At 72.2% G+C, this 24,185-nt stretch carries 26 protein-coding genes; 3 read left to right on the top strand and 23 right to left on the bottom strand.

Annotated features, from left to right (window positions below; all coding sequences use genetic code 11):
• The first annotated feature begins 6 nt into the window (after positions 1-6).
• Genes FHU40_RS13865 through FHU40_RS13875 form a run of 3 tightly spaced genes read left to right on the top strand, consistent with a single transcriptional unit; the run spans position 7 to position 4,354 of the window.
• The gene (locus FHU40_RS13865; RefSeq protein WP_343057857.1) at positions 7-600 is read left to right on the top strand and encodes a TetR/AcrR family transcriptional regulator; all 594 of its coding nucleotides are present in this window, start codon (positions 7-9) and stop codon (positions 598-600) included.
• A complete protein-coding gene (locus tag FHU40_RS13870) occupies positions 600-2,336 on the top strand; it encodes an ABC transporter ATP-binding protein (RefSeq protein ID WP_183592892.1) in 1,737 nt (578 codons plus the stop codon). The genes FHU40_RS13865 and FHU40_RS13870 overlap by 1 nt, the downstream gene beginning before the upstream one ends.
• A gap of 53 nt (positions 2,337-2,389) precedes the next feature.
• Positions 2,390-4,354, top strand: a complete 1,965-nt coding sequence (locus FHU40_RS13875; RefSeq protein WP_183592893.1) for an ABC transporter ATP-binding protein — start codon at positions 2,390-2,392, stop codon at positions 4,352-4,354.
• 312 nt (positions 4,355-4,666) lie between these two features.
• Here FHU40_RS13875 and FHU40_RS13880 read toward each other — a convergent pair whose 3' ends face one another.
• The 23 genes from FHU40_RS13880 to fliE all read right to left on the bottom strand — a co-directional run bounded on the left by FHU40_RS13880 (position 4,667) and on the right by fliE (position 24,169).
• Positions 4,667-4,972, bottom strand: coding sequence for a hypothetical protein (locus FHU40_RS13880; RefSeq protein WP_183592894.1), 306 nt, complete (start codon positions 4,970-4,972; stop codon positions 4,667-4,669).
• Between the two features lie 28 nt (positions 4,973-5,000).
• Positions 5,001-7,043 carry a flagellar biosynthesis protein FlhA gene (flhA, locus tag FHU40_RS13885; protein WP_221199984.1) on the bottom strand — a complete coding sequence of 681 codons (2,043 nt, stop codon included), beginning with the start codon at positions 7,041-7,043 and terminating at the stop codon, positions 5,001-5,003.
• A gap of 123 nt (positions 7,044-7,166) precedes the next feature.
• A complete protein-coding gene (locus FHU40_RS13890; RefSeq protein WP_183592896.1) occupies positions 7,167-8,312 on the bottom strand; it encodes an EscU/YscU/HrcU family type III secretion system export apparatus switch protein in 1,146 nt (381 codons plus the stop codon).
• On the bottom strand, positions 8,312-9,073 hold the full coding sequence (locus tag FHU40_RS13895) for a flagellar biosynthetic protein FliR (protein WP_183592897.1): 762 nt from the start codon (positions 9,071-9,073) through the stop codon (positions 8,312-8,314). The genes FHU40_RS13890 and FHU40_RS13895 overlap by 1 nt, the downstream gene beginning before the upstream one ends.
• 19 nt (positions 9,074-9,092) lie before the next feature.
• Entirely contained in the window at positions 9,093-9,362 is a 270-nt protein-coding gene (gene fliQ / locus FHU40_RS13900; protein ID WP_183592898.1) for a flagellar biosynthesis protein FliQ, read from the bottom strand.
• A 7-nt stretch (positions 9,363-9,369) separates the two neighbouring features.
• Positions 9,370-10,209, bottom strand: a complete 840-nt coding sequence (gene fliP, locus FHU40_RS13905) for a flagellar type III secretion system pore protein FliP (protein WP_252275063.1) — start codon at positions 10,207-10,209, stop codon at positions 9,370-9,372.
• On the bottom strand, positions 10,167-10,622 hold the full coding sequence (locus tag FHU40_RS13910) for a flagellar biosynthetic protein FliO (protein WP_183592899.1): 456 nt from the start codon (positions 10,620-10,622) through the stop codon (positions 10,167-10,169). The genes fliP and FHU40_RS13910 overlap by 43 nt, the downstream gene beginning before the upstream one ends.
• Positions 10,623-10,629: 7 nt before the next feature.
• Positions 10,630-11,427 (bottom strand): flagellar motor switch protein FliN, encoded by a 798-nt coding sequence (fliN, locus tag FHU40_RS29530; RefSeq protein WP_343057859.1) that lies wholly within the window; start codon positions 11,425-11,427, stop codon positions 10,630-10,632.
• Positions 11,424-12,326, bottom strand: coding sequence for a flagellar motor switch protein FliM (locus FHU40_RS13920; RefSeq protein ID WP_252275067.1), 903 nt, complete (start codon positions 12,324-12,326; stop codon positions 11,424-11,426). The genes fliN and FHU40_RS13920 overlap by 4 nt, the downstream gene beginning before the upstream one ends.
• Before the next feature lie 169 nt (positions 12,327-12,495).
• On the bottom strand, positions 12,496-12,930 hold the full coding sequence (locus tag FHU40_RS13925; RefSeq protein WP_183592901.1) for a flagellar basal body-associated FliL family protein: 435 nt from the start codon (positions 12,928-12,930) through the stop codon (positions 12,496-12,498).
• Positions 12,927-13,928 carry an OmpA/MotB family protein gene (locus tag FHU40_RS13930; RefSeq protein WP_183592902.1) on the bottom strand — a complete coding sequence of 334 codons (1,002 nt, stop codon included), beginning with the start codon at positions 13,926-13,928 and terminating at the stop codon, positions 12,927-12,929. Before FHU40_RS13930 ends, FHU40_RS13925 begins: the two co-directional genes overlap by 4 nt.
• Positions 13,925-14,692: a motility protein A gene (locus FHU40_RS13935; protein WP_183592903.1), complete on the bottom strand. Its 768-nt coding sequence runs from the start codon at positions 14,690-14,692 to the stop codon at positions 13,925-13,927. Before FHU40_RS13935 ends, FHU40_RS13930 begins: the two co-directional genes overlap by 4 nt.
• Entirely contained in the window at positions 14,692-14,994 is a 303-nt protein-coding gene (locus tag FHU40_RS13940; RefSeq protein WP_183592904.1) for a flagellar FlbD family protein, read from the bottom strand. The genes FHU40_RS13935 and FHU40_RS13940 overlap by 1 nt, the downstream gene beginning before the upstream one ends.
• 154 nt (positions 14,995-15,148) lie before the next feature.
• Positions 15,149-16,024 carry a flagellar hook-basal body complex protein gene (locus FHU40_RS13945; protein ID WP_183592905.1) on the bottom strand — a complete coding sequence of 292 codons (876 nt, stop codon included), beginning with the start codon at positions 16,022-16,024 and terminating at the stop codon, positions 15,149-15,151.
• Positions 16,025-16,054: 30 nt separating this feature from the next.
• Positions 16,055-16,537, bottom strand: a complete 483-nt coding sequence (locus FHU40_RS13950; RefSeq protein WP_183592906.1) for a flagellar hook assembly protein FlgD — start codon at positions 16,535-16,537, stop codon at positions 16,055-16,057.
• An 8-nt stretch (positions 16,538-16,545) separates the two neighbouring features.
• A complete protein-coding gene (locus tag FHU40_RS13955) occupies positions 16,546-17,820 on the bottom strand; it encodes a flagellar hook-length control protein FliK (RefSeq protein WP_183592907.1) in 1,275 nt (424 codons plus the stop codon).
• On the bottom strand, positions 17,817-18,782 hold the full coding sequence (locus FHU40_RS13960; protein ID WP_183592908.1) for a transglycosylase SLT domain-containing protein: 966 nt from the start codon (positions 18,780-18,782) through the stop codon (positions 17,817-17,819). The genes FHU40_RS13955 and FHU40_RS13960 overlap by 4 nt, the downstream gene beginning before the upstream one ends.
• The gene (gene fliJ / locus FHU40_RS13965; protein WP_183592909.1) at positions 18,779-19,246 is read right to left on the bottom strand and encodes a flagellar export protein FliJ; all 468 of its coding nucleotides are present in this window, start codon (positions 19,244-19,246) and stop codon (positions 18,779-18,781) included. The genes FHU40_RS13960 and fliJ overlap by 4 nt, the downstream gene beginning before the upstream one ends.
• A complete protein-coding gene (locus FHU40_RS13970) occupies positions 19,243-20,553 on the bottom strand; it encodes a FliI/YscN family ATPase (RefSeq protein ID WP_343057860.1) in 1,311 nt (436 codons plus the stop codon). The genes fliJ and FHU40_RS13970 overlap by 4 nt, the downstream gene beginning before the upstream one ends.
• The gene (locus FHU40_RS13975; RefSeq protein ID WP_183592910.1) at positions 20,550-21,257 is read right to left on the bottom strand and encodes a FliH/SctL family protein; all 708 of its coding nucleotides are present in this window, start codon (positions 21,255-21,257) and stop codon (positions 20,550-20,552) included. Before FHU40_RS13975 ends, FHU40_RS13970 begins: the two co-directional genes overlap by 4 nt.
• Positions 21,250-22,257: a flagellar motor switch protein FliG gene (gene fliG / locus FHU40_RS13980; protein WP_183592911.1), complete on the bottom strand. Its 1,008-nt coding sequence runs from the start codon at positions 22,255-22,257 to the stop codon at positions 21,250-21,252. The genes FHU40_RS13975 and fliG overlap by 8 nt, the downstream gene beginning before the upstream one ends.
• Positions 22,257-23,849 carry a flagellar basal-body MS-ring/collar protein FliF gene (fliF, locus tag FHU40_RS13985; protein ID WP_183592912.1) on the bottom strand — a complete coding sequence of 531 codons (1,593 nt, stop codon included), beginning with the start codon at positions 23,847-23,849 and terminating at the stop codon, positions 22,257-22,259. Before fliF ends, fliG begins: the two co-directional genes overlap by 1 nt.
• Positions 23,846-24,169, bottom strand: coding sequence for a flagellar hook-basal body complex protein FliE (fliE, locus tag FHU40_RS13990; protein ID WP_183592913.1), 324 nt, complete (start codon positions 24,167-24,169; stop codon positions 23,846-23,848). The genes fliF and fliE overlap by 4 nt, the downstream gene beginning before the upstream one ends.
• Between the last annotated feature and the right edge of the window lie 16 nt (positions 24,170-24,185).

The raw sequence follows: 24,185 nt of genomic DNA on the forward strand, positions 1-24,185 counted from the left end.
ACGGTCGTGGACACCACCAGACGCGGGCGAGCCAAGCCGCTGGCGCCCGAGGAGCGGCGGGAGGCGATCATCGCCGCGACCCGGCCGCTGCTCTACGAGCACGGGCGGGCGACGACGACGAAGCTGATCGCCGAGGCGGCGGGGATCGCGGAGGGCACCGTCTTCCGGGCGTTCGCCACCAAGGAGGAGCTCTTCGACGCGGTGATGGAGGCGGAGTTCGACCCGTCGCCCTTCCTCGACGACATCGCCCGGATCGACCCGACGCTCGAGCTGCGGGACCGGCTGGTGGCGTACACGACGCTGCTGCAGCGGCGCTTCATCGGCATCTTCACGCTGATGGCGGCGATGGGGCTGCGCAAGCCGCCGGCGGCGCTGGGTGACCCGGAGGTACGCCGCCGGCTCGCCGACGGCGGCCTGGCCACCCTGCTGTCCGGCGACGCCGACCGGTTCACGGTCCCCGTCGACCGGGTCGTCCACATCGTGCGGCTGCTGACCTTCTCGGGCAGCCATCCGCACATCTCCGACCAGCAACCCCTGAGCCCCGAGGAGATCGTCGACGTGATCCTGCACGGCGTCCTCACCGAGGAGGACCGGTCCTGATGCTGCTCCGACTGCTGCGCGCCCGGCTCGCGCCGTACCGCCCCTGGCTGGGTGTCGTGGTCCTCTTCCAGTTCGTCGGCGTGCTGGCGATGCTCTACCTGCCGACCCTGAACGCCGACATCATCGACAACGGCATCGCCGCGGACGACACCGGCTACATCCTGCGGGTCGGCGCCGTGATGCTGGTGGTGTCGCTCGGCCAGATCGTCTGCTCGGTCGTCGCGGTCCGCTTCGGCGCCCGCACGGCGATGAGCTTCGGCCGCGACGTGCGGGCCGCGCTCTTCCACCGGGTCGGCACGTTCTCGACCCGTGAGGTGCAGGAGTTCGGCGCCCCGTCGCTGATCACCCGCACGACCAACGACGTGCAGCAGGTGCAGATGCTGGTGCTGATGTCGTGCACGATCGCGGTGTCCTCGCCGATCATGATGGTCGGCGGCGTGATCATGGCGCTGCGCGTGGACATGGGGCTGGGCTGGATCCTGGCCGTCGTGGTGCCCGCGCTCTTCGTGTGCGTCGGCTTCGTCGTCAGCCGGATGGTGCCAAACTTCCGTCTCATGCAGGGCCGGATCGACGAGGTCAACCGGGTGCTGCGCGAGCAGATCACCGGCATCCGGGTGGTGCGGGCGTTCGTCCGGGAGCCGTACGAGACGCGGCGGTTCGGGCGCGCGAACGACGACCTGACCGACGTCGCGGTCGCGGCCGGCCGGTGGATGGCGACGATGTTCCCGCTGGTGATGCTGGTCGTGAACGTCTCGAGCGTCGCCGTCATCTGGTTCGGCGGGCACCGCATCGACAACGGCCAGATGGAGGTCGGTGCGCTGACGGCCTTCCTCTCCTACCTGATGCAGATCCTGATGTCGGTGATGATGGCGACCTTCATGCTGATGATGATCCCGCGGGCCTCGGTCTGCGCCGACCGGATCGCCGAGGTGCTCGACACGCACACCTCCGTGCCCGTGCCGGACGACGCCGTCGCCCCCGACCCGGCGCGCCGCGGCCACCTCGACCTCGACCACGTCACGTTCGCCTACCCCGGCGCGGACGAGCCGGTCCTGGCCGACGTCTCCTTCGAGGCCCGGCCCGGTCAGACGGTGGCGGTGATCGGGTCCACCGGCGCGGGCAAGAGCACGCTGGTGAACCTGGTGCCGCGGCTCTTCGACGCGTCCGAGGGCGAGGTCCGGGTGGCCGGTCACGACGTACGACGCCTCGATCCGGATCTGCTCTGGCAGCAGATCGGGTTGGTGCCGCAGAAGGCGTACCTGTTCAGCGGCACGATCCGCAGCAACCTGCAGTACGGCAAGCCCGACGCCACCGAGGAGGAGATGTGGGCGGCGCTCGACGTCGCGCAGGGACGTGACTTCGTGGCGGCGCTGCCCGAGGGGCTCGACGCGCCGGTCACCCAGGGTGGGACCAACTTCTCCGGTGGACAACGGCAGCGGCTGGCGATCGCCCGGGCCCTGGTGCGGAAGCCGGGCATCTACCTCTTCGACGACTCCTTCTCGGCGCTCGACCTCGCGACCGACGCCCGGCTGCGCGCGGCGCTGAAGCCCGAGACCCGGGACGCGACGGTGGTCATCGTGGCCCAGCGGGTCTCCACGATCCGCGACGCCGACCTGATCCTCGTGCTCGAGGACGGCCGGGTCGTCGGCCGCGGCCGGCATGACGAGCTGCTCGCCGCATGTGCGACGTACCAGGAGATCGTCGAGTCCCAGCTCAGCGCGGAGGAAGCAGCATGAACACCCCACGGAATCGCTCGCAAGCTCCCGATTCCGCGGGGACCCCGAAAAGCATGAGCGAGACCAGCACCGGCTCGAAGAAGCAGGAGTTCCAGGCCACCGAGCGCATCGAGGCGCCGCAGGGCGGCCCCGGCCGCGGCCCGATGGGCGGCGGCATGGTCGGCCAGAAGGCGATGGACTTCGGCCCGTCCGCGAAGCGGCTCGTCGCGCTGATGCGTCCCGACCGCGGCAAGGCGGTCGCGGTCGTGCTCCTCGGCGTCGTGAGCGTGCTGCTGATGTCGATCGCGCCGCGGATCCTCGGCCACGCCACCGACCTCGTCTTCAACGGCTTCATCGGCTCGAAGTTCCCGGCCGGCACGCCCGACTCGGCGCTGCCCGCGGCGGTGCAGGGCATGGACGTGGTGCCCGGCGAGGGCGTCGACTTCGACGCCGTCGCGCGGGTGCTGCTGATCGTGCTCGCGCTGTACGCCGCGGCGTCACTGCTGGCCTGGCTCCAGGGCTTCATCCTCAACACGGTCGTGCAGAACACCATCCGGCAGATGCGCTCCGACGTCGAGGACAAGATCAACCGGCTGCCGCTGAACTACTTCGACCGCTCGCCCCGCGGTGAGCTGCTGTCCCGCGTCACCAACGACATCGACAACGTGAGCCAGACGCTGCAGCAGACGATGAGCCAGCTGCTGACCTCGGTGATGACCGTGCTCGCCGTGCTCGCGATGATGGTCTGGATCTCGCCGCTGCTGGCGCTGGTCGCGCTCGTGACCGTGCCGCTGTCGCTGATCGTGACCGCGCAGATCATGAAGCGCTCGCAGGGGCAGTTCGTCGCGCAGTGGCGGCGTACCGGCCGGCTCAACGCCCAGATCGAGGAGGCCTACTCCGGCCACGCGCTGGTCAAGGTCTTCGGCCGGCAGGCCGAGGTCGAGCGGACCTTCGCGGAGGAGAACGACGAGCTGTTCAAGGTGAGCTTCGGCGCGCAGTTCGTGAGCGGGCTGATCATGCCGTCGATGATGTTCATCGGGAACCTCAACTACGTGCTGGTCGCGGTCGTCGGCGGACTCCGGGTCGCCAACGGGTCGCTGTCGCTGGGCGAGGTGCAGGCCTTCATCCAGTACTCCCGCCAGTTCACCCAGCCGCTGACCACGGTCGCCTCGATGACCAACCTGCTGCAGTCGGGCGTCGCCTCGGCCGAGCGGGTCTTCGAGCTGCTCGACGCCGACGAGGAGCTCGAGGACGCGCCGGCGCTCGCCACCCCGGCGGTACGCCGCGGCGAGGTCGCCTTCGAACACGTGTCGTTCCGCTACGACGAGGACCGGCCGCTGATCACCGATCTCTCGCTGGTCGCCCGGCCGGGCGAGACGGTCGCGATCGTCGGGCCGACCGGCGCCGGCAAGACCACCCTGGTGAACCTCGTGATGCGCTTCTACGACGTGGACGCCGGGCGGATCACCCTCGACGGCGTCGACGTCGCCGGCATGCCCCGGTCGACGCTGCGCGGGCAGATCGGCATGGTGCTGCAGGACACCTGGCTCTTCGAGGGCACGATCCGCGACAACATCGCCTATGGGCGACCCGACGCGACCGAGGAGGAGATCCTGGAGGCCGCGCGGGCGACGTTCGTGGACCGCTTCGTGCACTCGCTGCCCGACGGCTACGACACGGTGATCGACGAGGAGGGCTCGAACCTCTCCGCCGGCGAGCGACAGCTCGTCACGATCGCGCGGGCGTTCCTCACCGACCCGGCGCTGCTGATCCTCGACGAGGCGACGTCGTCCGTGGACACGCGCACCGAGCTGCTGCTCCAGCACGCGATGGCGGCGCTGCGCACCGACCGGACGTCGTTCGTCATCGCCCACCGGCTCTCGACGATCCGCGACGCCGACCTGATCCTCGTGATGGAGGACGGCGCGATCGTCGAGCAGGGGACGCACGAGTCGCTGCTGGTCGCCGACGGTGCCTACGCCCGGCTCTACAACGCGCAGTTCCGGGCGCCGGCCGACGAGGCGGCGGTCGGGGCGTGAGAAGCGTCGGAGCTGCCCCAACGGTGGGGCTCCCGTTAATCCCTTGAACGTCGCCTCGGGCCCGCCTAGCGTGAGGGCACACGGGAAAGGAGGTGGTCCGAAGAATGAGTTCTTACAGGACGCGTGAGGTGGCTGCCCGCTAGCAGCCCATCAGCATCACCCGGGGTGGAGCCACCCCGGGACGGCTGCTGGTGAATCCCAAGCAGTCACCCGACCCGCAGGCGCTCCGGTCATCACGTCCACCGGGATGGGCCCCCTCAGGGGCCCGACGCCTGCGGGTCGCTGCATGTCCGGACCCGGCGGGTGCCGCCCTCAGACGGCGCCCTCGGGCGACATCACGGGGAACTCGGCGGTCGGGTCGGCGGAGAACTCGGCGGTCGGCTCGGTGTTGCGGGCCGCGGCGGCCTCCGCCTCGGCGGTGGCCCGCCGGTTGGCCGCGACCGCACCCTCGACGAGCGAGGCGACGAGCGAGCAGCCCACCCACACGACGCCCAGGCAGATCAGCAGTCGCACGACCGCGACGTCGGGGGAGAGCGTGCCGCTGACCTGCGCGGCGTACAGGGCCGGCGAGCCGATCAGCAGGGTGCCGATCAGGACCGGCCAGGACAGCGGGCTCATGGGGACCTCCGGGTGGGTGAACGATGGGTCAGGCGCCGACGGCGAGGCGCTGGTCGGCGATGACGACGCCCTCCGAGCGGATCTGGTCGGCGCCGGTCAGCTCCTGGTAGGACAGCACCGCCAGGCGCGGCACGATCTGGTTGATCAGCCGGCGCAGCGGTGCCCGCAGCTGCGGGGCGCAGACCAGCACCGGTCGCACGTTGCGGTTCTCGACGTCCTGGGTCAGCTGGGCGAGACTGCCCATCAGCGCCTGGCTGGTCTCGGGGTCGAGTGCGATGCTCTGGCCCTGCTCGCCCGGGCGCAGGGACTCGAGGATCTGCTGCTCGAGCTGCGGATCGAGGGTCAGCACGTGCAGCGTCTTGTCCACGAGGTACGGCGCGGCGATGGCCGGTCCCAGCGCCTGCCGGGCCGCCTCCACGAGCGGGTCGAGCTCCTTGGTGCGGGCGGCGCGCAGGGACAGCGCCTCGAAGATCCGCACCAGGTCGCGGATCGAGACGCCCTCGTCGAGCAGCTCCTGCAGCACCTGCTGGATCTCGCCGAGGCTGAGCTGGGTCGGGGTGAGCTCCTCGACGACCACCGGGTGGGTGCGCTTGACGACGTCGGTGAGCATCCGCACGTCCTCGCGGCCCAGCAGCCGGCCGGCGTGCTCGGTGACGACCTCCGCGAGGTGGGTGGTGATCACCGAGGCCCGGTCGACGACGGTGGCGCCGCTGAGCTCGGCCTGGCTGCGTAGCTCGACCGGGATCCACTTCGCCTCGAGGCCGAAGACCGGCTCCTGGGTGGGCTGGCCCGGAAGCGAGCCGAGGTAGTCGCCGATGGCGAGGACCGTGCCCGGGGGCGCCTCGCCGCGCGCTACCTCGATGCCGAAGAGCAGGATCGCGTAGGTCTGGCTGGGCAGCTGCAGGTTGTCGCGGGTGCGCACCGGCGGGGCGACGATGCCCAGGTCGGTCGCGATCTTGCGGCGCAGCGCCTTGACCCGTTCGAGCAGGTCGCCGCCGCTGCTCGCGTCGACCAGGTCGATGAGGTCCGCGGACAGCTCCAGGCCGAGCGGGTCGACCTGGATCTCGGCGGCGAGCAGTTCCGGGGTGTCGGGTGCGGTCAGCGCCGGTGCCGCCTGCTGGGCCTGCTCGGCGGCCTCGGCCTGCTTCGCGGCCGCACCCGCCCGAGAGGACGCGATCAGCATCAGCCCGCCGGCGACGACGAACGGCAGCTTGGGCAGGCCGGGGATCAGGCAGAGACCGAGGGCGCCGAACCCGGCGACCCGCAGCGGCATCTGGTTGGCCATCACCTGGCGGACGATGTCGGACCCCATGTCGGCGTCGTTCACCGAGCGGGTGACGATCAGGCCGGTCGCGACCGAGAGCAGCAGCGCGGGGATCTGTGAGACCAGGCCGTCGCCGACCGACAGCAGGCTGTACGTCGTGACCGCCTCGCCGAACGGCATGCCCAGCTGGCCGACGCCGACCGCGAAGCCGCCGATCAGGTTGACCAGCGTGATGATGATCGCGGCGATCGCGTCGCCCTTGACGAACTTCGAGGCGCCGTCCATCGAGCCGTAGAAGTCGGCCTCGGCGTGCACCTCGGCGCGGCGCCGGCGGGCCTCGTCCTCGTCGATCAGCCCGGAGTTCAGGTCGGCGTCGATCGCCATCTGCTTGCCGGGCATCGCGTCGAGCGTGAAGCGGGCACCGACCTCGGCGACCCGGCCGGCGCCGTTGGTGATGACCACGAACTGGATGACCAGCAGGATCGCGAAGACGATCAGGCCGACGATCAGCGAACCGCCGACCACGAAGTGGCCGAAGGTGTCGATCACCTTCCCGGCGAAGCCGTCGAGCAGCACCAGCCGGGTGGCGCTGACGTTGAGCGCGAGCCGGAAGAGCGTCATCACCAGCAGCACGGCCGGGAAGGCCGCGAAGTCCAGCGGTCGGTGCACGAACATGGCCACCATCAGCACCAGCAGCGCGGTGGTGATGTTGAGGGCGATCAGCAGGTCGAGGACCGTTGCCGGCAGCGGGACGACCAGCATCACGACGATCAGCACGATGCCGACGGGCACCCCGAGCTGGGTCATCCGCTTCACGGGCACGTGGGTCCTCCAGGGTTCCGAACGAGATCGAGCGAGGTTCGACCGAGGCCGATGCTGAGCGCCGTCCGTGGCACCGGTGGGGTGACTCCGTCCTGGGGTCCGTGCTGCCTATCGGCCGGTCGGGATCGGACCTGAGAGATTGCGGCGGCGCCGTGCGGCCGGCAGCACGGCCGGCACTTCGGGGTCGTGCCGCGGGGTGCGGTGCTCGCCGCCCCACTGGCCACGGGTGCGCCGGCTGATCACGAACGCGAGCACCTGGGCCACCGCGGCGAAGAGCTCGGCGGGGATCTCCTGGCCGACGATGGTGGAGGTGTAGAGCGCGCGGGCGAGCGGTACGTCGCGGACCAGGGGCACCCGGGCCTCGCCGGCCCGTTCCCGGATCGCGGTCGCGATCGCGCCCGCCCCCCGCGCCACCACGCGCGGCGCGCCCCGCGCGGGGTCGTAGCGCAGCGCCACCGCGACGTGCGTCGGGTTCACCAGCACGACGTCCGCGGTCGGCACGTCGGCCATCATCCGGTTGCGCGCGGCCGCGAGCTGGCGGGAGCGGATCGCGCCCTTGAGCAGCGGGTCGCCCTCGGACTGCTTGTGCTCCTGTTTGACCTCGTCCTTGGTCATCCGGGTCTGCTTGCCCATCTTCTTGCGCTGCACGAGGTAGTCGGCGGCGCCGAGGACGACGCCGATGATCGCGATGTTGCGGATCAGGCCGAGCGCGCTCGCGGCGGTCTGCTCGATCACCACCTGCATCGGCACCAGGCCGCCGATCATCGGGATCGCCGCCTGGACCGCCCCCCAGACCAGGACGACGACGATCGCGCTGCGCACCAGCATCTTCGCGCCCTCCCAGAGGATGTGCAGGCCGAAGAGGCGCTTGGCTCCCTGGAGCGGGTTGATCTTGGAGAGCTTCGGCTTCACCGCGCTCTTGGCGAGGTAGAACCCGCCCTGCGCGAGCGCACCGGCGACGCCGACGAGCAGGACCGCGGAGCCGAGGATCAGCAGCGACACCAGCACGTGCCAGAGCCCGGCGCCGAGCAGCGTCAGGGCCCGCGCGACGTCGGCCTCGCCGCCCATGCTCAGGCACCTGGTCATGATGTCCTGGAGCGCGGAGAGCTCGTGTCCGATCAGCTTGGGCAGCGCCAGCGCGAAGAGCGCCAGCGCGGACCACGCCCCCAGCTCCTGGGTGCGCGGGACCTTGCCCTCCTTGCGGTTCTCCTTGCGGCGCCGGGCGGTGGGCTGCTCGGTCTTCTCCTCGCTCATCAGCCGGCTCCCGACAGCACGGACATCGCCTGGGTGGAGAGGTCGACCATCCGGTCGATGGCGTGCGGCAGCACCGGGAAGGAGAGTCCGACCAGCAGCAGCGTGAGGCCGATCTTCACCGGGAACATCACCGCCATCGCCTGCATCTGCGGGGCCACCTTGGTGAGCAGCGCCAGGCCCAGGTCGGCGAGGAAGAGGACGGCGATCAGCGGCAGTGCGATCTGCACGGCGGTGGTGAAGAAGAGCCCGAACGCCGTGAGCAGGACGTCGGGGAAGCTGCCCCAGTCGGGGGTCGCGCCGAGGGGGAGGAACTGGAAGGTCTTGAGCAGGCCGCCGATGACGATCAGGTGCCCGCCGGTCACGAAGAGCAGCACGGTGGCGAGCATCTGGTGGAACTTGCCGAAGACCGTGGTCCCGTTCATCGACAGCGGGTCGAAGCCCTGTGCGAGGGAGAAGCCGCCGAAGACGTCGACCAGGCTGCCGGCCGCGGCGATCGCGGCGAGCAGGAGGTGGCAGACGAACCCCATCGCCACGCCGACGAGCACCTGGGTCGCGACGTTCAGCAGGAGGCTGATCGTGTCGAGGGGGATCAGGTCCCCGTCGGGGACGACCGCGAAGGAGAGCCCGAGGCCCAGCACGACCTTCGCCATCGTCGGCACCGTGCGTCCGGAGAACGGCGGCACGACGGCCAGCCAGGCGAGGATCCGCACGGAGGCCAGGAGGTAGGCGACCAGGGGCTCGCCCGAGACGGTGAGGGTCATGGTGGGAGTGGTCGCAGCCTCAGCCGAGCATGGCCGGGAGGCCCTCGAAGATGTCGTTGGTGAAGGCCACGAGCGTGTGCATCATCCAGTTGCCGCACAGCAGCAGCGCGACGCCGACGCCGACGAGCTTGGGCACGAAGGCGAGCGTGAACTCCTGGATCTGGGTCAGCGACTGGAAGAGCGAGATCGTGAAGCCGATCACGAGCGAGGTGACCAGGATCGGCGCCGACAGCTTGAGCGCGACGAGCATGGTCTGCAGGGCGAGGTGGATGACGGTGGTGTCGGACATGGTGCACCTAGGTTCCGTAGCTGGAGACGAGGGACTTGATGACCAGGGCCCAGCCGTCGACCATCACGAAGAGCAGCAGCTTGAAGGGCAGCGACACCATCACCGGCGGCATCATCATCATGCCGAGCGCCATCAGCGCGCCGCTGACCACCAGGTCGATGACCAGGAACGGGATGAAGATGACGAACCCGATGATGAAGGCCTGCTTGAGCTCGGTGAGGATGAACGCGGGGATCAGGGTGGTCGTCGAGACCTCCTCCGCGTTCGCGGGCATCTCGCGGCCCGCGACGTTGGTCAGCAGCTCCAGCTCGTTGTCGTCGGTGTTGGCGAGCATGAAGTCGCGCAGCGGCTGGAGGCCGGAGTCCAGGGCGGCCGACGCGGTCAGGTCGCCGTTGAGGTAGGGCTGCAGCGCGATGTCGTTGATCTCGCCGAGCACCGGGCCCATCACGAACAGGCTGAGGAAGAGCGCGAGGCCGGCGAGCACCTGGTTGGGCGGGGTCTGCTGGAGGCCCAGTGCGTTCCGGGTGAGTCCGAGGACGATGAAGATCTTGGTGAACGCCGTGCAGCTGAGCAGGATCGCGGGCAGCAGCGAGATCAGGGTGAGGCCGATGAGCACGGTCACCGACGTGCTGGGGCTCTGCGTGAGGCCGTCGAGGCCGATCGTGACGTCCGACGTGCCGCCGGCGGGCCCGGACGGGCCGTCGGGGCCGGTGGGTGCCGCGGCCGCCGGCAGCACGATCGCCGGTACGACGACCGTGACGACCAGCAGGCCCAGGACGATGCCCGCGCGGCGTACCAGCGTGGTCACGACATCCGCCGGGTGGCGGCGGCGAAGGCCTGGCGCCACGTGTCGATGCTGAGGACCGAGCCGGACAGGGCACCGCCGGCGGCGTTACCGGCCGCCGCGGGGACCTCGACGGGGGTCGCGGCGGTGGACTCGCCGGACTCGGAGGTCGGGACCAGCGCCAGCACCTCGCCGGGCATCCCGGGGACGTCGTCGGGCAGGTGGTCGGCGATCTCCTCGGGGTCCAGCTCGGTCAGCACGCGCACCTGGTGCTCGGTGGTGCCGAGGACGAGCACCCGACCGCCGACGGTGACCACGGTGACCGCGGTGCCACGGGAGATGGACTGACGGTGCAGTACCCGGACCATGGCGTCCTTGCCGCCACGGAACCGGCGCGCGCCGAGCTTGGCGAGCAGGGCCAGCAGGCCCAGCACGACGGCCAGCGAGAAGACCAGCCGGATGGCGAGCTCGAGCATCGGCGGGTCAGCTCGCGGCCGCGTCGACGGCGATCTCGGTGATCCGCAGCCCGAAGTCCTCGTCGATGACGACGACCTCGCCGCGGGCGATCAGCCGGCCGTTGACGAGCAGGTCGGCGGGGCTGCCCGCGGCGCGGTCCAGCTCGAGCACCGCGCCGGGGGTGAGCTCCAGCAGGTCGCGGACGGTCATCCGGGTCCGGCCGATCTCGACCGTGACCTCCATGTCCACCCCGTGCAGCATCTCGATGCCCGGGTGGTGGGGGCGCAGGTCGCTCGAGCCGAGCGAGCTCAGCACCGCGCCGGTCGCGGCCGCCGCTGCCGGGCTCGCTGCCGGTGCTGCGGCGGCGTCCTGGGCGGCGGCGAGCACCGAGTCGGGCAGCAGCACCGCCGCCGCGACGGAGTTGGTGTTCAGGGTCGTGTTCAGGAAGGCCACCGTGAACGGCCCGGCGATCTCGCGGGTGACCAGATCGGTCGCGACCTCGCGGGCGGCGCCGACCCGGCCGTGCAGGGCCGTCGCCACCGCGTCGAGGGTGGGCTGGAGGGCCGCGGCGAGGTCGAGGCCGCCCAACGGGCTGCTCGCCAGCGCGTCGACGAGCTGCCGGCCGACCAGCAGCGCGACGCGGCCCGACGTACCGTCGAGGTCGGCCACGACGGCGCCGGCGAACGGGCCCGCGACGTCCGGGTCGCCCGCGACGACGGCGCCGACGCCGAGCTGCTCGGTGGCCGGCAGCACCGCGGCGCCCGCGGCAGCGGCACCGCCGGCGAGCTCGGTGAAGGTGGTCTCGGTGCTCACGGGGTCGCTCACTGGGTCTCCTTGGGGGTGTCCACGATCAGGGCGGCCAGCCGGAAGCCACTGGTCCCGGCGGTCGCATGTGCGAAGTTGATGCCGTCGACCACGACCTCGAGCGGGGCCGACGAGGGATGGTTGAGCCGGATGGCGTCGCCGGGCTGGAGGGCCGCGAGGTCGGGCGGGGCCAGGGTGGTGGGGCGCAGCCGGACCGAGACGTCGACCGGGACCCGCTGGAACTGGTCGCGGAGCTTCGCCGCCGACTGCGCGCGCTGGGCCCGCTCGCGGTCCGAGACCGGGGCCGGGGCCGCGGCCCGGATCATGTGGGGGAGCAGCCCGGAGAACGGCATGCACATCGTCATCTCGAACGCGCGCTCGCCGATGCGCAGCTCGAGCCGCATCGCGACCATCACGTCGGCCGCGCCGGCGACCTGCGCGAACTGGGGGCTGTACTCGACCCCGGTGATGATCGGCTCGCAGCTCACGATCGGCGCGAGCGAGTACCGGAGCTCGCCGAGGAGGCGCTCGAGCAGGCCGCGGACCACGCTGGTCTCGATCTCGGTGAGGGGCCGCTCGGGCTGGTCCTCGCGGCCCGGGCCGCCGAGCATGTAGTCGACCGTGGTCATCACCGCGCGCAGCGGGACCTCGAGCACGCACTTGCCGAGCAGTGGCTCCGCCGAGAAGATCGTGAGGTACGTCGTGGCGTCGAGCGAGTCGACGTACTCGGAGTAGGTGCTCTGCTCGATGCCGGTCAGGCTCACCGAGCAGACCGTGCGCAGCGACGACGTGAAGACGGTCGTGGCCAGCCGGCAGAACCCGTCCAGCGCGACCTGGAGCATCCGGGAGTGCTCGCGCGAGAGCTGGATCGGACGCCGGAAGTCGTAGAGGACCGGCTCCGCGGAGGAACGACGGGTCACGCCGTCCGCGGCCGGTGCAGCGGCCGGAGTGGGGGTCGGTGCAGGGGGAGTTGCGACAGGGGAGTCTGAGGGCGCCACGAGTACAGGCATCGGCGCCGGCCCCGACGACCTGAGGGATTGCGTCGGAGTGATGTGGATCGGGTGCCGGGAGCCTGCCCGGCGGACGGGGCTACTGCGTGACGAACTCCGTGAAGTAGACGTCCATCACGTCGCCCTCGTAGAGGTGCTCGAGCTCCGCGGCCAGCTTCTGCTTCAGGACGTCGCGCCGGCCGCCCTCGAGCTGCTCCAGACGCTTCCCGCTGAACAGCTGGATCGCCGCGTCCAGGGCCTTGCTGCCGTTGGCCTCCTTGGCGGTCGAGGTCAGCTGCAGGGCCAGGCCGAGCCGGAGGTAGTGGCCGTCGGCGAGGTTGATCTGGGTGGCGTCCAGGTTGACGATCTCGCCCGGCTCGGGGGGCGCCGTGGGGTCGCTCGGCCTGAGCAGGAACCAGTACGCCGCGCCGGCGACGAGGAGCAGTGCGACGGCGAGGAGGACCAGCTTCTTCCAGCCGAGCCTCCTCCCGTCGGACTCGGTCGTCTCGGGCGCCTTCTCGGCGGTCGTGCTCATCCGCGTCCTCCCTCGGTGCTGTGGCCGGCGCCGGCGGCGCGGTCGCCGCCGGCGGCCGACGTCTCGTTCGTGCTGCCGGTGGTGCCGGCCGGATCGGCCGCGCGCTCGCCGAAGCGCCCCTTCGCGACCTCGTCGAGCAGCTGCTGCGAGGCCGGGCTGACGTCGGGCAGGACCACGATGTCGACCCGCTTGTTCACCGCCTGCGAGCCCGGCTTCGAGGGCTCCATCAGCGGCTTCTCGTGCCCGAACGCCGCCAGCGAGAGCCGGCTGCCGGGGATCCCGGCCGTCTCGTTGAGCCGGCGCAGCACCTCGACCGCCCGGGCGGCGGAGAGGTCCCAGTCGGTGGCGTAGTACTTCGGCCGGCCGGCGGCCTGGTTGGTGTGGCCGTCGATCTCCAGGTCGTTGCCGAGCGCGGAGAGCACGGGCGCCAGCGTGTCGACGACCTCGCGGCCGCGCGGGCTGAGGCGGGCGATGTTCGGCTGGAACACCACGTGCCGGGAGACCAGGCTGACGACCAGCCCGCGGTTGTCGATGGTCGTCGCCACGTCGTCGGCGAGGCCGCGCTTCTCCAGGGCGGCCTTGAGCTTGTGCTCGGCCGCGCGCAGCCGGTCCACCTCCAGCACGGCGGCGTCGTACGACGACCGCTGGCGCCGCAGCTCCTCCTGCGCGATCACCTCGGAGACCACCGCCTGCTCGGCAGGGGAGAGCTGCTCGAAGATCTTGGAGCCCGCGAGGCTGGGGTTGGACCCCTCGGTGAGCTGGCCCTCGAGGATCGAGTCGGAGCCCTTCATGAACGAGCTGGTCGCGCCGAAGCCGTCGGCAAGGCCGTTCTTGAGCGCGTTGTACTTCTTCTGGTCGACCTGGCTCATCGCGAACATGACGATGAAGAGCACCATCAGCAGCGTGAGCATGTCGGCGTAGGTGACCAGCCAGCGCTCGTGGTTGACGTGCTCCTCGGGATCCTCCGGCTTCTTGCGCCGGCGCCTCGGCGGGCTCATGCCGCCTCCGGCTCACGCTGGTCCGGGGGCAGCAGCGACTGGAGGCGCTGGGCGACCACGCGCGGGTTGGAGCCGGCCTGGAGCGCGGCGACGCCCTCGATGACGATGTCCATCTGGGCGGCCCGCAGCTCGCCGAGGCGGGTGATCCGGGCGCCGACGGGCAGGAAGAACACGTTCGCCGACATCACGCCCCACAGGGTGGCGACGAACGCGCCCGCGATCAGGTGGCCGAGCTCCTCGGGCTGGGCGAGGTTCTCCAGCACGTGCACCAGGCCCATCACGGTGCCGACGATGCCGATCGTCGGCGCATAGGAGCCGGCCTGGTTGAAGAACCTCGCGGCCTGCCGGGTGTCCGCCTTGGCCGCCGCGACCTCCGCCTCCAGGATGTCGCGGACCTCCTCGGGGTCGGTGCCGTCGATCGCGAGCGTGAGGCCCTTGGCCAGGAACGGGTCGTCGACGTCGGTGAGCGCGTCCTCGAGCGCCAGCAGGCCCTCGCGGCGCGCCTTGTCGGCCAGGGAGACCAGGGTCGGCACCACGGCGCTGACCTTCGGTGCGCTGCCGGTGAACGCGTGCACCATGCCGCGTACGGCGAGCTTGGCGTCGCCGAGCGTGCCGCCGGCGAGCGAGACCATGATCGTGCCGCCCACGACGATGAGGATCGGCGGGAGCAGCATCAGGCTCATCGGGTTGCCGCCCTCCATCATGTTGCCGGCAACGATGAAGGCCAGGGCGCCGATGACGCCGATGATGGTGATCGGGTCCATCAGGACTCCGTCTCGGTGGCGGCGCGGCGGAGCCGGGCGGCCGGGTGCTCGGAGACCGTGCCCAGACGGGGCTGACGGGGCTCGTCGTGGCCCCAGGGGTCGACCTCGAGGGAGGTGCTGAGCGCGAGCACCTCGCCGCGGTAGAGCCGGACCAGGCGCAGCACCTCGGCGAGCGACTCCGCCACGACGTACTTCTTGCCGTCGACGAGGGTGACCACCGTGTCAGGCGTGGCGTCGACGCGTTCGATGAGGTCGCAGTTGAGCGCGAACGCCGTTCCCGAGAGTCGCGTGAGCGTGATCATGTGCACCGTCCTTGGGCCTTGCGATAAGCAGCCATCCGTGGCGGCTCGATGGGTTGATCGGCGGCGGACACCCGAACCTGAGGGGTGTCGCCCGACGAAGACGCACGGGCGCCGGAGACCGGCACCCGTGCGTCCGCTGCCTCAGGAGCCCGGATCAGCGCTTGATGTTGACGAGGTCCTCGAGCACCTGGTCGGAGGTGGTGATCACCCGCGAGCTGGCCTGGAACCCGCGCTGGGCCAGGATCAGGTTGGTGAACTCGGCGGCCAGATCGACGTTGGACATCTCGACCGAGCCGATGACCAGCTGACCGCGGCTGCCGGCGCCGGGGATGTCGGTCTGGGGGGCACCGGAGTTGGCGCTCGCGCGGAAACTGGTGGCGCCGACCTTCTCCAGGCCGGCCGGGTTGTTGAAGTCGGCGATGGCGAGCTGCGCGATCACCCGGCGGTCGTCGTTGTCGAAGGTGGCGGTGATCTTGCCGTCGGCGCCGATCTCGTAGGACTTCAGCGGGCTCGGGACGGCGGGCGGGGCCGCGCCGTCGTCGGCGGGCAGGCTGATCGGCGTCGGCGTAGCGCCGGCCGGGTTGATCACGTTGCCGGTGGCGTCGATGCTGGCGCCGGTGTAGCCCAGCACCAGGCCGCCGTCGGGGGCGACCAGGTTGCGCTGCTCGTCGAAGGTGAACGCGCCGGCACGGGTGTAGACGTCCTGGCCGCCCTTGCGGACGACGAAGAACCCGTCGCCCTGGATCATCATGTCGGTCAGGCCGCCGGTGGTCTGGTTGGACCCCTGGTTGAAGTTGGTCGTGGTCGCGGCGACCTGGACGCCGAGGCCGACCTGGATCGGGTTGGTGCCGCCGCGTCCGTTGCCAGGTGCCGTGCTGGCGGTGAGCATCTGCGACAGGGTGTCGGAGAAGACGGTGCGGCTGGACTTGAAGCCGATCGTGTTGGCGTTGGCGATGTTGTTGCCCGTGACATCGAGCATGACCTGGTTGACGCGCAGGCCGCTGATGCCGGCGAAGAGCGAGCGAAGCATGGGTTCTCCTTGGGAGGCGGTGGTGATCGATCAGACGGCGGGCGCCGTGCTGGTGGACGGTTCGGAGGCCGGGTCGGTCGCCGGGTCGGTCGCCGGGTCGGCGGCGCTGATGGAGGAGATCTGGCCGAGCGAGACGCTCTGGTCGCCGACCGTCAGGCGGGGTCCGGTGGCGTCGTAGGTCACCGAGCTCACGACGCCGGACGCGGTGCCGCCGTCCTCGGTGAGGTAGGTGACGTTCCTGCCCACCATCCCCGCCGCGCCGAACGAGATCTGCGCGGCGAGCAGGGCGGCGGTCTGGTCGGCGACGTCCTGCATCTTCTCCAGGGCGGTGAACTGCGCGTTCTGCGCCAGGAACTCACCCGAGTCGGCCGGGTTGAGCGGGTCCTGGTAGCGCAGCTGGGCGACCATGAGGTTCAGGAACATCTCCTTGTCGGAGTTCGAACCCGTGGTCGTCGTGGTCGGTGACCGGTACATCCCGTTCGGGGTCACGGCCTCGGTTGCCGGGACGGACATGGCTCCTCCTAGATCGACACGTCCAGGCCGCCGGGGCGGCCGGGCGCGTTCGTCGTGCTGACACGCGACGGGTCCGCCGCGCTCGAGGTGCCATCCGTGGCGTTGGTGCTTCCTGAGGCGCGGTACCGGGCGGTTCCCCGGTCCGCGGCCGGCTCGCCGCCCGGGCGGCCGGCGCCCGACCAGGCGTCGCCGCCGAGGTCGGTCGAGACATCGCTGCGCAGCGCCGAGCCGTCCGACGCCGGGGCCGGCGCAGGGGTCGGGGCAGGGGTCGGGGCGGTGCCGCCCGAGAGGTCGCGGATCACGATCCGCGAGTCGCCGCGGCCGACCGACTCCAGCAGCCGTCGCAGCTCGGGTGCGCCCTCGGTCAGGGCCCGCCGTGCGTCCTCGCCGCCGGCGAGGCGCACCTCGAGCTCCCCGCGGCGCTGGGTGAGGACCACGCGGACCTCGCCGAGCGTCTCCGGGTTCAGCTTGACGGTGAGCCGCTGCGGGCCGCCGTCCGCGGTGGTCCCGGCGACCCGGACCACCTCCGGGAAGACCTGGCCGGTGACCCGGTGCGGGTCCACCGGCGGGGCGGACGGTGCCGTCGGGGCGGAGACCGTCGGGGGTGCGCCGGCCGGTGCGAGCGCCGCCGCGGTCGGGCCCGTGGTCTGGCTCGGGCTCGGGGTGCCGTTCGCGACGGTGCTCGAAGAGGTGCCGGCGGGACGCACGGCGTCGTCGCCGGCCCCCGGGGTGATGGCCGGGCTCGGATCGGCGTCCGTCGGCGGGGTGGAGCCGGCGGACGCCGGGTTCGGACCCGGCGCGCCGACGCCGCCAGCCGGCCGGCCGGCGTCGGACGGGCCCGTCGAGGCGGGTCCCGTCGAGGCCGGGCCCATCGGCGCCGGGCCCGTCGAGACCGGCGCGGGTGCCGCGCCGAGCACGGGCACCGGGCCGGAGATCGCGGCGGTGGTCCCGGGGGCCGCCGGTGTGGTCGGGTCGGCCGGGTCGGTCGGGTCGGTCTGGTCGGCCGGGTCGCCGGGGACCGGCAGGCCGGGTGGGGCGGGCAGGCCCGTGCCGGGAGGGCCCGTCGGCCCCGGGGCGGATCCCGCCGCGCTGCCGTCGTCGGCGGTGCCGTCCGGCACGGCGACCGCGTCCGGGGCCTGGTCGCCGAGCAGCCCGGCCACCAGCGAGAGGAACAGGTCGCCGGTACCCGGGGCCGACCCGTCGGGGCCGCCGTTCGCGCCGCCGAGGGAGGGGTTCGCGCCGATCGCGGCACCGAGCCCGCTCAGCAGGGACGTCGGGTTCATGCGGCTGCCTCCAGCGTCGACAGGACGGACGTGACGTAGTTCTGGGTCTCGGCGTACGGCGGGATGCCGTCGTACTTGAGCACCGCGCCCGGACCGGCGTTGTAGGCGGCCAGCGCGAGATCGGTGCTGCCGAAGCGGTCGAGCAGGCTCTTGAGCAGTCGCGCCGCGCCGTCGACGGCCTGGGCGGGGTCGTAGGCGTTGGTGACGCCGAGCCCCTGGGCGGTGCCGGGCATCAGCTGCATCAAGCCCTGCGCCCCGGCGGGGCTGGTGGCCCGCGGGTCGTATCCGGACTCCTGCTTGGCGACCGCCGAGAGCAGCGCGGCGCTGACGCCGTGCCGGGCCGCGGCGCCGTCGAACAGCGAGGCGTACGGCGTGCCGGCGGCCACCCGGCCGGGCGCGGTGGTCCCGATGGCCCCGATCGAGCCGAGCGCTCCGGCCGCGGGTGCGTCCGGCACGATCCGGCGGATCGCGCTCGGGGTGGCGTAGACCGGCGAGATCTCGACGTCCTTGCCCGGGCGCGGGGCATGGATCATCTGGTTGTCGCCGATGTAGATGCCGATGTGGTTCACCGGGGAGTTGAAGGCGACGAGGTCGCCGGGCTGGGCCTCGGCGAGGCTTGCGACCGGGCGCCCGGCCTGTGCCTGCTGGTAGGAGACCCGGGGCAGGTCGTAGCCGAGCTCGGAGTAGACCTGCTGGACGAGGCCGGAGCAGTCCAGGCCCGTCGCGGGGTCGGTGCCGCCCCACACGTAGGGGACGCCGAGATACTTCCGGGCGTTCGCGACGACCTGGTCGCCGACGCCGCCGGTGCCCGCGGTGATCCGCGCGGTCGGGGGCGCGGTGGCGTCCTGCAGCGCGCCGGCGAAGGCGGCGCCGCTGCTGCCCGTGGCGGCCACCGGGCCGCTGAGCAGGGCCAGCTGCGCCTTGATCTGGCTGATCCGGCTGGTGACCTCGGCGATGCTCATGGGGTACCTCCGTCGATGGCCGGCGCCGGGGTGCGGCGCCGCCAGAGCTGCTCGGCGACCTCGTCGAGCTCGCGGTTCTCGCGTCGCAGGCGCTCCGCGCGGGCGGCGGCGGCCCGACGCTCGATCAGCGACTCCACGGCCTTGAGGCGGCTGCGGTCGCTGCTCCAGCGGTCGCGCGCCGCGGCGCTGACGTGCCGGGCGGTCTCGAGCTCGGCGCGCGCCGTGCCCATCGCGATCCGGATCAGCTCGAGCGTGTGCTGGCGGCCCTGGAACGCCGCGGCGTCCCAGCTCTCGGGGGTGGGCAGGGTGGCGAGCACCTGCTCCAGGTCGGCGAGCCGCGCCGCCGCCTCGCGCTCCTCGCCCAGCGCCGTGGCGAGGCCGATGCGGCTGTCGCGCTCACGCACGCCGCGCAGGCGGAGCAGCCCGCTCAGCTCGCCGCGCCGGGCGCTCGTCCGGGCGGTCACGGGGCCACCAGCTCACGCAGCGCGGACCAGGTGTCGGCGGCGGGGGTGACGTCGTCCATGTCCTGGCGCAGGAACGTCTCGATGGCCGGCATCAGCGCGAGCGCGGTGTCGGCGTCGGGGTCGGTGCCGGCGACGTAGGCGCCGATCTCGACGAGCTCCTTGACGTTGCGGTGCGCGGCGAGCAGCCGCCGCAGCCGTCGAGCGTCCTGCCTGCCGGTCGGCGGGACGATCGCCGAGACGCGGGAGATCGACTCGAGCACGTCGATGCTGGGGAAGTGGCCCGAGGTGGCCAGCTCGCGGGTCAGCACGATGTGTCCGTCGAGGATCGATCGGGCGGCGTCGCCGATCGGGTCCTGCAGGTCGTCGCCCTCGACCAGCACCGTGTAGAGGCCGGTGATGCTGCCGGCGGGCGAGGTGCCGGCGCGCTCGAGCAGCTTGGGGAGCATCGCGAAGACGCTCGGCGGGAAGCCCCGGGTGGCCGGCGGCTCGCCCGCAGACAGCCCGATCTCCCGCTGGGCCAGCGCGACGCGGGTCAGGCTGTCCATCATCAGCACGACGTGCCGCCCGGTGTCGCGGAACCACTCCGCGATCCGGGTGGCGACGAACGCCGCGCGCAGCCGGACGACGGGGGGCTCGTCGGAGGTCGCGACGACGACGACCGAGCGGGCCAGGCCCTCGGGGCCGAGGTCGTTCTCGAGGAACTCCCGGACCTCGCGGCCCCGCTCGCCGATCAGCGCGATCACGGAGATCTCCGCCTCGGTGCCGCGGGCGATCATCGAGAGCAGGCTGGACTTGCCGACGCCGGAGCCGGCCATGATGCCGAGTCGCTGGCCGCGTCCGCAGGCGGTGAGCGCGTCCATCGCGCGCACGCCCAGACTGAGCTGCTGGTCGATCCGCGGCCGCAGCAGGGCGTGCGGGGTCTGGTTGTCCACCACGACCTGCGGCAGCTGGGTGAGCGACGGCCCGTCGTCGATCGGGCGGCCGAGGCCGTCGAGCACGCGGCCGCGGAGCTGCTCGCCGACCGCGATGCGCAGGCCGCGGCCGCTGGCCTCGACGTGGTCGCCGACACGCAGGCCGAAGGTGTCGGCCAGCGGCAGGCAGGTGAGGACGCCGTGCTCGCTGGCGACGACCTCGACCGGCACCCGGCCGGAGGCGCCCCGCACCTCGAGCAGGTCGCCGAGGGCGGCCGGTACGCCGGCGACGGTGACCCGCAGGCCGAGCAGGCCGACGACCCGGCCCAGCCGTGGCGGCACCACGGCCTCGAGGGCTGCTGTCCGGCGCTCGGCGGTCAGGGTCCCGGCGCTCACGACAGGGCCTCGCGGAGCCGGTCCAGGGCCTCGGAGATGCGCAGGTCGATCGCGGTGGTGTCGGTCTCGACGACGGCGTCGTGCGGGTCGAGCGCCGGGTCGGCGACGACCTCGACGCCGTGCGCGCCCAGCGGGTCGGGCGAGACGCCCTCCGCCGTCCGCGGGTGCAGCCGCACCGTCACGGCCGGTCCGCTCGGCAGCACCGCCAGCACCCGCGCGACCACGTCGGCGCCGGGGTCGGCGGTCACGGACAGCTCGTGTCCCACCAGCGTGCGGGTCAGCTCGAACGCCAGGTCGGCCGCCTGTTCGCCGATGCGGGCGGTGACCTCGGTGGCCGCGGCCGTCAGCGCCGCGGCCGCCTCCTCGAGCGCGACGACGGCCAGCGCGTGCTCCCGGGCGCGGGCCGCCTCGCGCCGCTCGGCCTCGGCGGTCGCGGCGGCCTCGCGCTCGGCCGCCCGCCGCAGCGCGGCCTGCTGGCCCGCCGCCCAGCCGACGGCGTACCCCTGCGCCTGCGCGGCGGTCCGGGTGCGCTCGGCCAGGCCGCCGAGGATCGCCTCGGTCGGCCCGTCGCCGAGCACCCGCCCGTCGCCCAGGCGGGTCCAGACGCCGCGACGCAGGTCGGGACGCTCGGCGGAGGGCCAGACGACCGGTTGGCCGGTGTCGGCGGGCTCGGCGGTCTCGGGGTGCGTGAGTGCCTCAGACAACGAGCTCCTCCTCGCTGCCGCGGTGCACCATGATCTGGCCCTGCTCCTCGAGTTGGCGGATCTTGCGGATCACGCTCTGCTGCGCCTCCTCGACCTGGGTCAGCCGGACGGCGCCGAGCAGGTCGACCTCCTCGATGAGGGTCTCGGCGGCACGGGACGAGAGGTTGGAGGTGATCTTGTTGCGCACGGACTCGCTGACGCCCTTGAGCGCCAGGGCCAGCTCGGCCTCGTTGACCTGGCGCAGCACCAGCTGCACCGACCGGTCCTCGATGTGCACGATGTCCTCGAACATGAACATCCGGCTACGCACCTCGTCGGCCAGCTCGGCGTCGAGCGCCTCGAGGCCCTCCACGATCTGCCGCTCGGTGACCCGGTCGGACCGGTTGATGATGTTGACCAACGGGTCGACGCCACCCACGCGGGACATGTCCGAGGGCTGGAGCACCGACGAGAGCTTGCGCTCCAGGTTGGCCTCGACCGCCCGGATGATCTCCGGGGAGGTCCGGTCCATGACCGCGATGCGGTGCGCGATCTCCGCCTGCAGGTGCGAGGGGAGGCCGGCCATCACCATCGACGCCTTGTCGGGCGTCATGTGGGCGAGCACCAGCGCGATCACCTGGGGATGCTCGTCGGCGATGAACGTGCGGAGCTGACCCGGGTCGGCGCGGTGCAGGAACTGGAACGGCATCTTGATCGCCGCCGCCTGCAGGCGCTCCATGATCTCCTTGGCGCGCTCCTCGCCCAGCGACTCCTCGAGCATGGTGCGGGCGAAGGCCAACCCGCCGTGGGCGATGTGGGCCTGCGCGGTCGCCATCGCGGCGAACTCCGCGAGCACGGCGCCGCTCTCGGCGGCGTCGACCACGTCGAGCGAGGCGATCTCCGCCGAGATCGCCTCGACCTCGGCGTCGCCGAGGTGGCTGAGGACGGCGGCGGCCTTCTCCCGGCCGAGCTGGATCAGCACGATGGCGGCCTTGCGGACGCCCATGGATGCGATGTTCATCAGTGGCGCTCCACCAGCCAGCCGCGCAGCAGCGTGGCGATCTCGTCGGGCTGACGCTCGGCGAGCGCGGCGATCTCCCGCTTCAGCTCGTCGTCGGCGGCCTGCTCGCTCGCCTCGAGGGCGGCGACCGCGGGCGTGGGCTGCAGCTCGGCGGCAGCCGCCGCGCGGTCGGCCGCGTCCTGGCGCAGCTGCTCGACGAGATACGCCGTGCGGTCCTCGCGCTGCCGGCGGCCGCGCCGGGCCCGGAGCCAGGCGAGCAGCAGGATCGCCAGGACGGCGACGCCGATGCCGATGTTGCGGATCAGCCGCCACCGCTCGGCGTCGGCCTTGGCCTTCGCGGCCGCCGCGAGCTCGGCCGCGGCCGCCTCGTCGGCGGTGCGGTCGAACGACATCGTCGAGACCTCGACGGTGTCGCCGCGGTCGGGGTCGATGCCGACGGTCGCGGTGATCAGGTCCTGCACGTCGGCGGCGTCGACGCCCTGGGCGGACGCCGAGTCCAGCACGACGCCCACGTGCAGCGACCGGACGCTGCCCGGGGCCGCCTCGCGGTGCTCCTTGGTGGTCTCGACCGCGTTGTCCCGGGTCGTCGACTCCTTCGAGTAGGTGCCGTCCTCGCCGTCGGCGGCCCCGCCCGGGCCCATCTGGCCGTCGGGCCCGAGCACACCGGTGCTGCCGGTGCGGGCCACGCCCTCGTAGGACTCCTTGGCGGTGGACTCGGAGAGCGGCGGCGTCCTCCGGTTGCCCCGGTAGGTCGTGGACTCCTGGATCGCCTTGTCGAAGTCGAGGTCGGCCGAGACCTGGACCGTGGAGTTGCCAGGCCCGAGGACCCGGTCGAGCATGGTCTGGATCTGCTGGGTCTTGCGGGCCTGGAAGTCGGCGACCGCCTGGGCCTGCGTGCCGGTGCCGGCACCTCCGGCGCCGCTGTCGGTCGAGAGGACCTTGCCGGTCGAGTCCGCGACGGTGACGTTCGCCGGGTCGAGGCCGTCCACGCTCGATGCGACCAGGTTCACGATCGCCTGGACCTTCTGCGCGTCGACGCTGGTGCCGGCCGCGGTGTCGACGAGCACCGACGCGGTGGTCGGGTCCTGCTCGTCGGAGAAGACCCGCTTCTCCGGCATGGCGAGGTGGACGACGGCGGTGTTCACCCCGTCGATCGCCTCGATCGTCTTGGTGAGCTCGCCCTCCATGGCCCGCTTGAAGTCGGTCTGCTCCTGGAAGTCCGAGGTCGAGATGTCCTGGCCGTCGAGGATGGAGTAGCCGCCCGCGGAGCTGTTGGCCGGCAGGCCCTGGCCGGACAGGGTGATCCGGGTCGAGTACACCTTGTCGCGCGGCACCATGATCGTGCTGCCGCCGTCGGCGAGCTCGTAGGGGACGCCCTCGGCCTCCAGCTCGTCGATGACCGACGAGGCGTCCGCGGACGCGAGGTTGCTGTAGAGCGGCGCATAGTTCGGGGTCGACACCCACTGGAACACCATGAACGCCGCGAGCAGCAGGGCCCCGGTGCCGACCACGGCGACCAGGCGCTGGCCGAGCGTGAGCGACATGAAGGTGGTCCGCAGGCGGGTGAGCGTGCGGGCGAGGTTCTGCTTCATCCGATCGGCATCCGCATGATCTCGGTGAACGCCTCGAGCGCCCGGTTGCGCACGGCGACGGTCAGCTGGGCGGTCACCGAGGCCTCGGTGGCGGCGACCGTGTAGTCGTGGATGTCGTCGAGGTCACCGGTCGCGGCCTGGACGGCGAGCTTGTCCGCCTTGTCCTGGACCGCCTCGAGGCGGTCCAGGCCGTCGACGAGCAGGTCGCCGAACGCCGCACCGGTGCCCGAGGTGCGCGCCGCGTTGGTCGCGGCGGAGGCGGGCAGCGTCGGCGCGACGTAGGGCTGGAAGCCGATCGCCTCGATCGCGGGGACGCTCATCGGAGCCCCCGCGGAG

It is taken from the genome of Nocardioides soli, assembly GCF_014191495.1.
Lineage (GTDB): Bacteria > Actinomycetota > Actinomycetes > Propionibacteriales > Nocardioidaceae > Nocardioides > Nocardioides soli.

Excerpts from the sequence above, each read along its gene's own strand:
- FHU40_RS13870 (WP_183592892.1), top strand. The coding sequence starts at position 600 with ATGCTGCTCCGACTGCTGCGCGCCCGGCTCGCGCCGTACCGCCCCTGG.
- FHU40_RS13875 (WP_183592893.1), top strand. The coding sequence starts at position 2,390 with ATGAGCGAGACCAGCACCGGCTCGAAGAAGCAGGAGTTCCAGGCCACC.
- FHU40_RS13880 (WP_183592894.1), bottom strand. The coding sequence starts at position 4,972 with ATGAGCCCGCTGTCCTGGCCGGTCCTGATCGGCACCCTGCTGATCGGC.
- flhA (WP_221199984.1), bottom strand. The coding sequence starts at position 7,043 with ATGACCCAGCTCGGGGTGCCCGTCGGCATCGTGCTGATCGTCGTGATG.
- FHU40_RS13890 (WP_183592896.1), bottom strand. The coding sequence starts at position 8,312 with ATGAGCGAGGAGAAGACCGAGCAGCCCACCGCCCGGCGCCGCAAGGAG.
- FHU40_RS13895 (WP_183592897.1), bottom strand. The coding sequence starts at position 9,073 with ATGACCCTCACCGTCTCGGGCGAGCCCCTGGTCGCCTACCTCCTGGCC.
- fliQ (WP_183592898.1), bottom strand. The coding sequence starts at position 9,362 with ATGTCCGACACCACCGTCATCCACCTCGCCCTGCAGACCATGCTCGTC.
- FHU40_RS13910 (WP_183592899.1), bottom strand. The coding sequence starts at position 10,622 with ATGCTCGAGCTCGCCATCCGGCTGGTCTTCTCGCTGGCCGTCGTGCTG.
- FHU40_RS13925 (WP_183592901.1), bottom strand. The coding sequence starts at position 12,930 with ATGAGCACGACCGCCGAGAAGGCGCCCGAGACGACCGAGTCCGACGGG.
- FHU40_RS13930 (WP_183592902.1), bottom strand. The coding sequence starts at position 13,928 with ATGAGCCCGCCGAGGCGCCGGCGCAAGAAGCCGGAGGATCCCGAGGAG.
- FHU40_RS13935 (WP_183592903.1), bottom strand. The coding sequence starts at position 14,692 with ATGGACCCGATCACCATCATCGGCGTCATCGGCGCCCTGGCCTTCATC.
- FHU40_RS13940 (WP_183592904.1), bottom strand. The coding sequence starts at position 14,994 with ATGATCACGCTCACGCGACTCTCGGGAACGGCGTTCGCGCTCAACTGC.
- FHU40_RS13945 (WP_183592905.1), bottom strand. The coding sequence starts at position 16,024 with ATGCTTCGCTCGCTCTTCGCCGGCATCAGCGGCCTGCGCGTCAACCAG.
- FHU40_RS13950 (WP_183592906.1), bottom strand. The coding sequence starts at position 16,537 with ATGTCCGTCCCGGCAACCGAGGCCGTGACCCCGAACGGGATGTACCGG.
- FHU40_RS13955 (WP_183592907.1), bottom strand. The coding sequence starts at position 17,820 with ATGAACCCGACGTCCCTGCTGAGCGGGCTCGGTGCCGCGATCGGCGCG.
- FHU40_RS13960 (WP_183592908.1), bottom strand. The coding sequence starts at position 18,782 with ATGAGCATCGCCGAGGTCACCAGCCGGATCAGCCAGATCAAGGCGCAG.
- fliG (WP_183592911.1), bottom strand. The coding sequence starts at position 22,257 with ATGAACATCGCATCCATGGGCGTCCGCAAGGCCGCCATCGTGCTGATC.
- fliF (WP_183592912.1), bottom strand. The coding sequence starts at position 23,849 with ATGAAGCAGAACCTCGCCCGCACGCTCACCCGCCTGCGGACCACCTTC.
- fliE (WP_183592913.1), bottom strand. The coding sequence starts at position 24,169 with ATGAGCGTCCCCGCGATCGAGGCGATCGGCTTCCAGCCCTACGTCGCG.